Raw genomic sequence first — 10,150 nt, 5'->3', positions numbered from 1 at the left:
CCCGACTGTTATCAAGGAGCGTGCCAGGTTTGTTGAAGGTCCCGGGAGCCGGGGGTGGAGCGGCTCTGGACTGCGGTTGGGACGAAGTCTTCTGCGCAATCGAGGTCGAAAGTGCGCAACTTCTTGCGCAGTACTGCGCAAGAAGTTGCGCACTTGGCTGCGAGCCACGCCAATCAAGGCCTGTAGCGTCATTGGTGGTCGTTTTTGTCGGACGAGTGCGCAAGAAGTTGCGCAGTAAAGCCAAGTGCCAGCATTGAGCAGTAATACGTTCTGTTGAGCACCCGTTAATAGCGGCTCCTGAGGCTGCGCGGAGATGCGTTGCCGACTGTTCCAGCTCACGAGACCATCTGGCTGAGTGCAGTATTCATTCGTTAAGTCGGCTTGTCGGATTCTTTGAAAGATTTTAGGGGTTTTTTTAAGGTGTGCGAATATGTTAAGTGGGATACCCACGTCATGCCACAATTGACATCTAAGCATTGGCAATACAAGGCAGATACCTCAGGCGACTCTTTCTTGCTGTTTCTAATAGCACCCTTGCTTCCGCAGCTGCATTTGACACGCATATATTACTCTCTAGTAGTTGTAAATACCTTAATTCTATAACTAAATCTCAATCGAGTTTATTGATTTTTTTTGGGGTAGAGGGATTTGGGAGGGCGCAGGAGAGTTTGTTTGATTTTTTCTGAAGATAAAGTGTTTGTAACCTTCATGGTTTTTCAGTGATTTAAACTCTTGATGAATGCGTCTGGTTATTTTTAGTAGGTTGTATGAATATAGCTCAAGATTGATTTGCCGCAGGGTCATGGCCTTGAATATTCAAGGCCATGACCCCGGCTTCGAAGTCAACACGGGCAATCAATTGGCTTCGTGTTAACGCCATTCCAGACTACATGACTAAATGGCGCTTGATTGTTTTTCAAAAGTGGCGTTTGTAGTTGGTCAGTGCGGCGAAAAATTGCTACTTACTGACTGCAATACCTTGCTCATGTCCTCATCCAGCAGTGCTAGGAATGCGGCTAACATTTGCGGTGTCATTGAATTCGGACGCTGTACTTCTTCAAGCAAGATCGTCAACAACTGTATCGAATCTTTTGCTCGCTGCAATTTATGGAAATCATCTTCTGTGAGACTGTAGGGCGTCCTCATAAAGCACCTCCTTGAGCTTCCACAATGTGATGGTTGCAGCGATTGAGGTAAGCTGAAATAGAGTAGTAGGCGTGTAAAGCGGCGAGCGCCATGTGGCGATGGGCCGTGACGCGGATCCTAGACGGTATGAGGATAGTCATATGAAGCTCCTTGATTTAGCGGAGCTGCCAACAATTGTCGCCAAACAATCAAGGTGGCAGCGGTGTGCGGGTTGGCGAACCGGTAATCAAGGAAACCGGCAGACCCGAAGGTCTCCCGCGCACAGCTGCCATAACAAGAACCAGCGGACGCAAAAAAAGCGCCTGCTGTCTGCATTTGGGCGCTGTCGCGCCTTGATTTGCTCGAGTCGCCAAACCCGGTTGCTGAATTGGCAGCAACAGCTAAAGAGTAAGACTCTGCGCTCTCACCGTCAATAAAATCGACAACGGCAATAAAAACACTAAATTAATTACAAACCATGGATTGACGACATCAATGCCATGTCGGCCGCACTGCGGGACAAAGAACTGCAGGTGATCGCGACCGACTGCGCGGCGTACGCCACCGACGGATTCAACTCCAGCGCCTTGGGCGAGGTGTACCACTACAGCAGCGCGATCGATGACCAGGTGAACTTGAATGGTCAGGCGCTGCTGGGGATGGGCGACACCTACCCATGTTACGACGCCGACCAGGTGCTGGCCTTCAGACCGCACACAATCGCCCAACTACAGAAGGTCAGCCATGACCTGAGCACCGGTGACGATGCGCTGGCCGGAACAGGCTACGCAATGGATGGGCCAGCTATCGGCGGCCAAGGATCTGGCCGGCGGCGAGCTGGCCAGCACTGCGCAGCGCCTGGCCGGCCTGAACGGGTTGGCCATCACCAACCCGGCGCCAGTCGGTGATGCCGCCAGAGGCGCGATCGCAGCGGGCCGGGCTGCATTGGTCGAGCAGTTGGGCCAGGTGCCGGCGTATTTGGTGGTGACGCCATTCCAGAGCAGCATCGGTCAGGGCACGGGTTATCAGCGCTTCCTGTCGGCGCCGAACGTCCTGGAGCACCTGGCCAAGAAACTGGAGGACGTGACCGACGCCGGAGGTCCGGCCGGGCCGCAATACGCGCTGTCAGTTCTCTTTCTGGGCACCCGCCTGGAACAGTTGGCCAGCGGCCTGTCGCGGTTCAATGCCTTGATGCCGATCCCTGACTTGGTGCGCACTGAGCGCTGCGCCCAGCACCTGACGAAACTGGAAAACTCTAAGTGGGAGATCCCCGGTGCCGGCCCGCTGCCGCGCTGACAGGCGTTGCCGCTGGAACGCTGCACAGTGGTCAAGGCCGCCAAGCAATCCATGGCGGGCCAACTGGCTGTGCTGGAGGGCTACGCCGCCGACAGTTCACCGCTGGGCGACCTGGCTGCCCTGGCCGCCCGCAAGAGTGCCCAGCAGCAAGGCTGCTATCAGCAACTGGCTGAGCTTAAAGAACTGCTGGCCGGGGGATCCCTTGGCGTCAGCATGCGGGCGCGCCTGATCGGCCCGGGCAATCCCAGCGAACTGAGCCGAGAGCTCTTGAGCGGTGATGCACCGGGGCATGAGCGGGTGCAATGCGCCGGTGTGCTGCTGGTGGGCACAAGGGAAGGGCTGAGTTTCGTGCAGGAGCTGGTAGGCCTATGACGTTCTTGCTCGACGGGCAAAAAGTCCAGGGGAAAAACCTCAAGGTCACCGGCAATCTGCGCATCGAAAGCGACGACATGTCGGGGCAGACCAGCAACACCGACAAGGCGCTCAAGAGCTTCAAGCTCAAGACGCTGGCAGTTTCGCTGATGATCCCCTTTGTCGATCGGACGCAATTGACCGATCTGATGCGTCTGGCGGAAGCCACGGCGAGCGGCGGCCAGTTGCACCTGTACCGTGTCGTCAATGACACGGCCGAAGCCTTTGGCGTGCGTCAGGTGGAGTTCTCCTAAGGCGTCAGCGCTCGGGAGGCTGAAAACCTGAAAGCGTGGCTAGTGCAGTTCACGCTGAGCGAGCGCGAGTCGAACCCGGAAAAGGTCGAGGGTCGGCGTGCCGGCAACAAGGTCGACGCCCAGGGCGCCCCGGGCAGCGCGGTCGGTGAGGGTGGTAGTAACTCAGGTTCGAGCGACAACCCGGAACTGAGCGGCTTTGAAAAGGTGCTGGGCCGGGTGGACAAGTGGCTGGGCGGGAGTGAGCAGACGTGAAACTGCACAAAGTACTGTCGATCAATGGCGCGCCTGTTCGCCTGGTCAAGGAAGACGTTCGGCTGGACGCCACCAGTTCAGGGCGGGCGAACTTCACCGTCCAATCCGGAGAACCATTGAAAGGCCTGGTGAAGCTGGATATCGGCTACAACGACCGCACGCTGCTGCGCCACTTCATCGGCTAAGTCGAGCGCTGCACCGCCGCCAATGCGGTGGAGCAGGTGCTGTTCTGCCGTGAGCTGGCGGCTGTGCTGGCCAACCCGCTGCCGCTGAACCTGCGTCACGTCGATCTGCGCGCTGTGCTGGCTGCCATCAGCGAGCAGATGGGCCTGCGCTTTCGCGTTCCCGATCGGCCATACGCCGGCGTGAAGGCACCGTACTTCTACAGCCTTGCTGCCGGATACCAGTCCATGGATAACCTGGCCCGAGTGTTCAGCATTCCCGACTTCACCTGGCACCAGCTGGGCAACGGCGAAGTGTTTGCCGGCAGCTGGGCCGACAGTTTTTTTGGCGCCCGGGCGGCGCTGCAGATCCCCACGGAGCTGTTTGACTGCTACCAGGGCAACCAGAGCGCAATGGTGGCGGCCCTTCCTGGCCTGCGACCGGGAGCAACGATCAACGCCGGCGAACGTGTCACCAGTTTGGCACTCGCCAGTGACCAGATGGCCATCCGATGGAAGACGCAAACCGCCGCGCTGTAGAGCGCCAGTTCCCCGAACTCACTGGTGGTTACCACCTACCACGCTTCGCCCGCGTCACCGCCGTGGCCGATGCGCCGGCGGACGCCGGAATTTGCGACGACTTCCGTCCGCGCTACGCGGTGGACATCGTTGTTCTCGGCCCAGACGACGAGCCTGATCCGGCCATCCCGCTGCTGACTGGCGTACCGCTGCCACTACCCACCGGTGGCGAAGAAATGGGCATTTACGCCTTTCCAGAGGAAGGAGCGCGCGTTGTGGTGTGCTTCGCCTACGGCCTGCCCAACAAGCCCTACATTCAATCGATCTTGCCGCACGGTCTGAGCATGCCGAAGGTGCCGAAAGGCGACCAGGTGTGGCAGCACAGCGCAGCAGCGTATCGACGCGGACGGCAACTGGCTACGCCAAACCGACGGCAAAGTCCGGGATCATGCGATCGAGCGTGAGGTTGAAGCCCTGGACAACCGCGAACAGTTCCAGAGCCACACGCGGGCCGTCGATGACCACTCGACCGAGACTGTGGGTGGTGTGAAAACGATCGAAGCGCTGGGCGCGCTGAAGCTTCTGTCCGGAGGATCAGCGAGCCTAGCGGCGGTGGATGATCTGCACCAGGCGACCGGTCGGGATCTGAACCTGGTTGTGGGGCAGAAGCACAACGCCACGGTGCGCGGCGATATGCAGGAGCGGATCGAGGGGTTGCGGCAGAGCGTTGTCGGGGTAAGCCAGAAATTGCAGGCGCCGAAAACCTGGATCGGTTCTGAAGATTTGAATGTGTTCGAAATACTATCTCAAACACTCGATTTGATTGCGCAGATGAACGAAGAACTCGCAGTGCATACTCATTCACCCGGTCCAAGTCCAAGCTCCGGAAATGTTTCTGCTTTCATCGGAAATTCAATAAGAGCTAATGGAATGTCTAAAGCAGTGAAGGACATAACTTTGTAGTTTTCAAGTGATTCGGTCGAGATCCATCAGGGTAGTGCAATAGTCAACAATCTCAAAATCAAAGCTGCCAGCAGCATGCCTAACATATCTTGTTTTTACATGTTCGTAGTCGGGGTGGCATAGTATGCTCTCAATGGTTTGTATTAATTTTAGTTTCGCATTTACACCAAATATTACCGATCGAAGAGCCGTCGCTGGGAAGTTTATTTCTCCGGATTTATTGGCTACAAGTCGAAACTCTTCTTCGTACTTCCACTTTTCTGACTTTACAAGAAGATTGGCATCCATTAGTTCTGATAGTTGATAAGTGTAAAATTTATCACCGGTTTCAGGCGTAAAGGTGTTGTCAGGCTCCCAGGGACGAGCAAATTCGCTAAATTCTTGTGCCAGTTTTTCAAATAGTTCTTGGTAAGGTGGGGATTTTGCATAAGTTACCGGTGAGCGTATAAATATCTCCTTCGCATCTATTAAGTCAGTATCAAATTCCAAACAAAACCCTGCGTGTGCCCCTCCATAGTGAGCCCATAGCAAAGCATCGGTAGGAGTTGCTGAAAGAGAAAAAATTCCAAGCTTTGAGATAAATTGTTGTAATGCGCCATTGAGTCCTATATCTTTCCCAAATTTATCAACAAAACTGTGCTGGTTAAGCATGTAGATGCAAAATGCTTTTCTTAGATACTCCTGACTATGGTGAGGAGGGTATTTTTCGACAACCGCACGATATTCTTGGTCGATGTTGATTTGAGCATCTAAAGGATCGTTAAGCTGTTTCGCATGGGGGAAGTAAATTTTCCGGGATTCTAATATGTTAATGCTGCGTGCACTATCGTTTCTATATTTGTAGGCTATCATTGTTTTCTACTTTTTTGTGGAAGGTTTTGTTTCGGTACAATGTCAGTTGTATTCTAAGGCTTTCAATACTTCTGGCTTGGCAATACCGTTCAATTCATAGAATGACAAAAATAGTTCCGGGCTTCCCTGTGCATAACTAGCAACTTGGTATTCGGCGAAGATAAAAGTAATTCCATAAAACTCCACCACAAATGGCGTTGTGGAAATTGCTTCTGGGGTGGTACCTGACATAAGCCATTCATCTACATGTCCTGGCGGGTTTTCAGAGAATTTTTGCCTAATAAGTTCAGAGAGTCTTTGTAGGCAATCTTCATCAATTAATAAATAATCCAAGGTCAAAGGGCAGAACGGAGACAATAGAAAGTTTTGTGCCCTTGTTTCCTTGTATCCGTGCGCACCACCGAGGTAACCGTTAATTGTATAGCGCACACTTAACACCGATTCGTCCCTCCGGTTAACATCGTACCTTCCCATCAAGTATGTGCCGAGAAGGTTGTAACCATGTGCAATTGCGTCCTTCTTGTTGGTCTCGGCAGTAGACGTATGCCATTTAAGAAGTTCAGCTCCCCATGCCTCGATGTTTTTAGACGCGATAATTACCTCCGTATTGCAGAAGTCGGGAAACTCGAAATCAAAGTATATATCCGGATTGGTAGTGTCTATCGAGTAAATGCGTCTCTTGATTTCAACAATAGGATGATCGAATGCGGACTCTCCTAAATCACGAATGGCTGAAACCAAAGCAGCCTTGTATTTGATCAGTGATTTTCGATCAATGTCACCATCATGGACCCGCGTATGACAGTTAGGGCAAAGGGCAATTAAATTGTGGTACTCGTGTTTTTTGCATTTTGCCCACGGAATGATGTGATGGATCTCGACTCTAGGATGTCGACAAGCAGGGATCGCGCACTGATGGCCGGCTTCAATTAATACTGCTCGCTGAATTTCCATTGGAATTGTGGGTCTAGTCACGCCATGTGCCCCAAAAAATGTATCGTTGGCATTCTGTCGGAGGTCGTTTCGTTTGTAGGTAGTGCGAAATGGCCAAGTTGGAATGCTTGCCTATGGTGTTGTGTCGCATTCTAGGCTCACTGTAATAGGCTGATGCAAGTTCTCCCTAGCTTAGCCTCGTCTTCACGATGACGACTATTGACGACTGCTGGTTACGGGGCATAAGCGCCCCTGACCCTGCCATCCTCAGCAACCTTGAAAATCGTCAGAATAAGAAAAAATTTCCTGAAAAAACACTTATCCCCCTCCCGCCGACGGCCTTCGCATCCTTTTTTTGTGCAAAGCAGGTGGCATTACAGATCAAGGTCTCGCCCAAGCCCGCTGCGTGTGATTTGGCGCACGTCGCAATTTCATGCAGTGAAAGGATTTGCAAAGAATTGAAGCGGTGTTGCGCAGCAACCAGCTAAAGTCGAGTCGTTAGCTGATCTCTAAAGCCCCATGTTTGTAAGGGGCGTCGTGTGAAAAGGTGCGATCTAGGGTGTTTTTGTTTTCTCGATAGTTCTCACCAGAGGAGTTTTGGCGTCTTTCATGAAAGGTATAAAATTGACTCAAAAGCCCGGCCCAGTTGCCTTTCATAGCGTGTAGCGCATTTCATAGGTGGCCAGTGAGAAAGGTCGGATTCATATGGCTACAATCGGCTCCAATCGGTCAATCAGGCTTAGCGCATTGCGAGAGGCGTTCCAGACTTTTCCAGACCCAGTCGAGAGGTATTAAATTCGCTTAAGAAAATATCAATTAACATAATTATAAGTGAGCTTGATCTTCTTCTGTGGATGACCCAACGAAGTCGAGTTCATCATCGTAATGCCTGCGAAGATCTACCCATACTTCAAACAGTAAAAGAGATGCTCCTACCGCTATAAAAGTTGAGGCGATAACAAATACTATTTTCAAGAGTGGGTTGTACCATAACAATGAAGCAATTAAGATCAGTACAGAAAACCCAACGAGAACTACTCCCTTGGCAAGAGTTTCGATGAACAGTCGCATCAAAACCTGTCTTATTGAAATAATGCCAATACGATTTAGTAGGCTATCAATGTAGGCGAAGTGAGTGACTGCGTTCATGAAAAAATTTCTCCTTTCGATGTTGCTTGAATTCAGTCCTTCCTCTATTTCTTCACAAAAATCTAAGTATTCTTTTCCGCGCTCAACCAGTGGGAGATCTGAGAGCTCTAACATATCAAGTTCATAGGCAAGAGCTAAGCAGGTGTTGCGGCTAGGTGATTCAGGAAGATTTACGAGCCATTGTCGTACTTCCAGCAGTCTTGATTTAAAAAGATCGTAGGTGGATAGGCGCTCCCCTTTAGCTTGTTGCGAAATGAACAGTATCCATGCAATCGAAAGTGAGCAGAATAGTGCGATTAAAGTTGCGATCGCACTTAGTGCCGTAATGAACGTTGAACGATCCAGTGTCGACAAATCCACCTTGGACCACTCATTGAAATATATTACTGCCCCCGTCAGTACGCTAAATGCAGTGCAAATAGTCAGCTGAAGCGGCAGTTGAGCTAATCTAATAGTTATTCGAGGAAGCATCTATATATCCTTGTAGATTTATTTTTCAGTGCAGCGATAGTTCGGTCACGCTTCGTATTTTGTTAAGGTGGGTTTGTTTAATGCTGATAAGATGATGTCATCCACGTTTATATAAGAGCCGGGGTAGAATGGCCTAATGGATGTTTCCTCAGAAGATAGGGTATTCATCAGCCCTGTAATGAACATGCTAAATTCAAAGAAAGGAGGATAATCATCGTTTGATTCTAGGCCATACCAACTATTCGCCGCTGCGTCATAAAACCAGTAACCCTTACCTAAAACGCAAAGAACTGTACAGGGTGGATGTTCATCATCGGTATGTTTTTTATAGCGTTCTATCTCCGAGCTGGTGATGTCAGTGCTGAATGCCAGAAGAACGGTTGTCGGGAGGGGGCCACTCTTGATTGAACCATCCTGCCCCTTGGTAGGAAATGAAAGAAGTTTGCTTACAGACCTAAATTTTTTGTTTGCATCTTTTATTTCGCGCGCATTAAGTGTCGATTTCACCTCAAAAACATAACGAACACATTCAACCGGATATAGTCCGAGATCCCTACCTACCAAAATTGGAGGAGCAACTTTTCTATGATAGACAATTAAGTCAAGCTGATCACTGAGGTTTTGAAGCGAATCAATGACTTTCCCCGTTCCACATTGATAGCTTTGTGTTAGGAAAGGTTCTATACACTCCTTCGCTGCAATCTCGCGTATTTCTCCTGCTATCCCGTGATGCCCGATTCCAGATGCTAAACTGTCTGCATTTTTTTTGGCTGATGCGATTCGGTTAACAACGTAGTCAAAATGTTTAGTAGTTCTCATTATTATTCATCCTCAGAAAACAATGCCAGTGTCCCGATGTTCAGCACTCTTACGAATGCTGTTTTACCTTGTATACAACCTAATTGATGGCATCGTGAAACGAATGATTTCGCTTCACTTTACTTGCCAGTAATCTCCGCTTCTCGACAGCGTTAGCCGTTAGTGGCTATTGAGAGGGCTGATCACAAGCTAGTCCTTTTCCAAGTTTCTCAACCGTGCCAAGCCCTGATTAATAAAGCCGGCATTTTCCCCAATTCGCTCCAGGGCCGCCCGGGCGTTCTCCCCAACAGTCTCGTATCCCTGCTGCTCGACTAATAGCACCAACTCCATCATCGCAGCTTCAAGGCCTAGCTGATTTTCGTACATTTTTTCGAGTACGACGGAAAGGGAATATTCACTGGCCATGCATTCGACTCCATTCGGAAAGAAGAAAGCATAGCAGGGCGCCTTAGGGGGCTGATTTCAGTTCGAGGCTAGGGAAAAGGTAATTTTGGTAAGCCGATGCGAGAAATGAGCTGCAGCCCTTATAGATCGTGGCTTTGACGTATTACCTTTGGAGGTAATATTTGGTAAGGCGGGAGGTAATATTTTTTCAAGTGACTGATTTTAAAGGGTTTTACTGGTTGGTGAAATTACTACGACTAAAGGTAATTTTCTAACCTTTTTCTTACCCTATTATTACCTTTGAATGAAACGTATAACCTACTGAATTAATTGAGTTTTTCTTAGAAAAAAAAGGAAATTACCAAAATTACCTTTTTCCCAGGGGTCAACCTAAAAGCAGGGCGAGGCATACAACGCGGAGATCGGCCCGCCTTCCACGCATGCGGTTTAACTCTCACAAAACTCGCCGGAGCCGACGATAGACAGTGCCAGGATTGGAGCCGAGAACCGCTGCTTAAAATTTGCTAACGCAGTCGACAGAGGGGATGGGAAAGGAGAGAG

Annotated in this window: 7 protein-coding genes and 4 pseudogenes; 4 read left to right on the top strand and 7 right to left on the bottom strand. The window is 50.5% G+C overall.

Annotated elements, in window-relative coordinates:
• Positions 1-371: 371 nt before the first annotated feature.
• Both AC1MDC_RS26330 and AC1MDC_RS26325 read right to left on the bottom strand, forming a co-directional pair.
• Entirely contained in the window at positions 372-563 is a 192-nt protein-coding gene (locus AC1MDC_RS26330; RefSeq protein ID WP_480394020.1) for an ogr/Delta-like zinc finger family protein, read from the bottom strand.
• A 376-nt stretch (positions 564-939) separates the two neighbouring features.
• On the bottom strand, positions 940-1,146 hold the full coding sequence (locus tag AC1MDC_RS26325) for a hypothetical protein (protein WP_480394019.1): 207 nt from the start codon (positions 1,144-1,146) through the stop codon (positions 940-942).
• A 744-nt stretch (positions 1,147-1,890) separates the two neighbouring features.
• On the opposite strand from AC1MDC_RS26325, the pseudogene AC1MDC_RS26320 reads away from it, so the two are divergent.
• The 4 pseudogenes from AC1MDC_RS26320 to AC1MDC_RS26305 all read left to right on the top strand — a co-directional run bounded on the left by AC1MDC_RS26320 (position 1,891) and on the right by AC1MDC_RS26305 (position 4,981).
• Positions 1,891-2,793: pseudogene (locus AC1MDC_RS26320) on the top strand (hypothetical protein).
• Positions 2,790-3,338, top strand: a pseudogene (locus tag AC1MDC_RS26315) (baseplate complex protein). The pseudogenes AC1MDC_RS26320 and AC1MDC_RS26315 overlap by 4 nt, the downstream one beginning before the upstream one ends.
• Positions 3,335-4,039, top strand: a pseudogene (locus AC1MDC_RS26310) (hypothetical protein). The pseudogenes AC1MDC_RS26315 and AC1MDC_RS26310 overlap by 4 nt, the downstream one beginning before the upstream one ends.
• Positions 4,012-4,981 (top strand): annotated as a pseudogene (locus tag AC1MDC_RS26305) (hypothetical protein). The pseudogenes AC1MDC_RS26310 and AC1MDC_RS26305 overlap by 28 nt, the downstream one beginning before the upstream one ends.
• A gap of 3 nt (positions 4,982-4,984) precedes the next feature.
• On the opposite strand, the gene AC1MDC_RS26300 reads toward AC1MDC_RS26305, so the two are convergent.
• From AC1MDC_RS26300 to AC1MDC_RS26280, 5 genes are all read right to left on the bottom strand, one after another.
• Positions 4,985-5,833 (bottom strand): DUF2971 domain-containing protein, encoded by an 849-nt coding sequence (locus AC1MDC_RS26300; protein WP_480394018.1) that lies wholly within the window; start codon positions 5,831-5,833, stop codon positions 4,985-4,987.
• A 42-nt stretch (positions 5,834-5,875) separates the two neighbouring features.
• Positions 5,876-6,808, bottom strand: coding sequence for an HNH endonuclease (locus AC1MDC_RS26295; protein WP_480394017.1), 933 nt, complete (start codon positions 6,806-6,808; stop codon positions 5,876-5,878).
• A 783-nt stretch (positions 6,809-7,591) separates the two neighbouring features.
• Positions 7,592-8,386: a hypothetical protein gene (locus AC1MDC_RS26290; RefSeq protein ID WP_480394016.1), complete on the bottom strand. Its 795-nt coding sequence runs from the start codon at positions 8,384-8,386 to the stop codon at positions 7,592-7,594.
• 45 nt (positions 8,387-8,431) lie between these two features.
• On the bottom strand, positions 8,432-9,205 hold the full coding sequence (locus tag AC1MDC_RS26285) for a DUF6602 domain-containing protein (RefSeq protein ID WP_480394015.1): 774 nt from the start codon (positions 9,203-9,205) through the stop codon (positions 8,432-8,434).
• Positions 9,206-9,394: 189 nt separating this feature from the next.
• Positions 9,395-9,610, bottom strand: a complete 216-nt coding sequence (locus AC1MDC_RS26280) for a hypothetical protein (RefSeq protein ID WP_207866954.1) — start codon at positions 9,608-9,610, stop codon at positions 9,395-9,397.
• Positions 9,611-10,150: the final 540 nt, after the last annotated feature.

The organism is Pseudomonas sp. 1, assembly GCF_056626735.1.
The sequence above is the reverse complement of the archived record's forward strand: the minus strand, read 5'-3'. Positions and strand labels throughout refer to the sequence as shown.

Excerpts from the sequence above, each read along its gene's own strand:
- AC1MDC_RS26325 (WP_480394019.1), bottom strand. The coding sequence starts at position 1,146 with ATGAGGACGCCCTACAGTCTCACAGAAGATGATTTCCATAAATTGCAG.
- AC1MDC_RS26300 (WP_480394018.1), bottom strand. The coding sequence starts at position 5,833 with ATGATAGCCTACAAATATAGAAACGATAGTGCACGCAGCATTAACATA.
- AC1MDC_RS26330 (WP_480394020.1), bottom strand. The coding sequence starts at position 563 with ATGCGTGTCAAATGCAGCTGCGGAAGCAAGGGTGCTATTAGAAACAGC.
- AC1MDC_RS26290 (WP_480394016.1), bottom strand. The coding sequence starts at position 8,386 with ATGCTTCCTCGAATAACTATTAGATTAGCTCAACTGCCGCTTCAGCTG.
- AC1MDC_RS26280 (WP_207866954.1), bottom strand. The coding sequence starts at position 9,610 with ATGGCCAGTGAATATTCCCTTTCCGTCGTACTCGAAAAAATGTACGAA.
- AC1MDC_RS26285 (WP_480394015.1), bottom strand. The coding sequence starts at position 9,205 with ATGAGAACTACTAAACATTTTGACTACGTTGTTAACCGAATCGCATCA.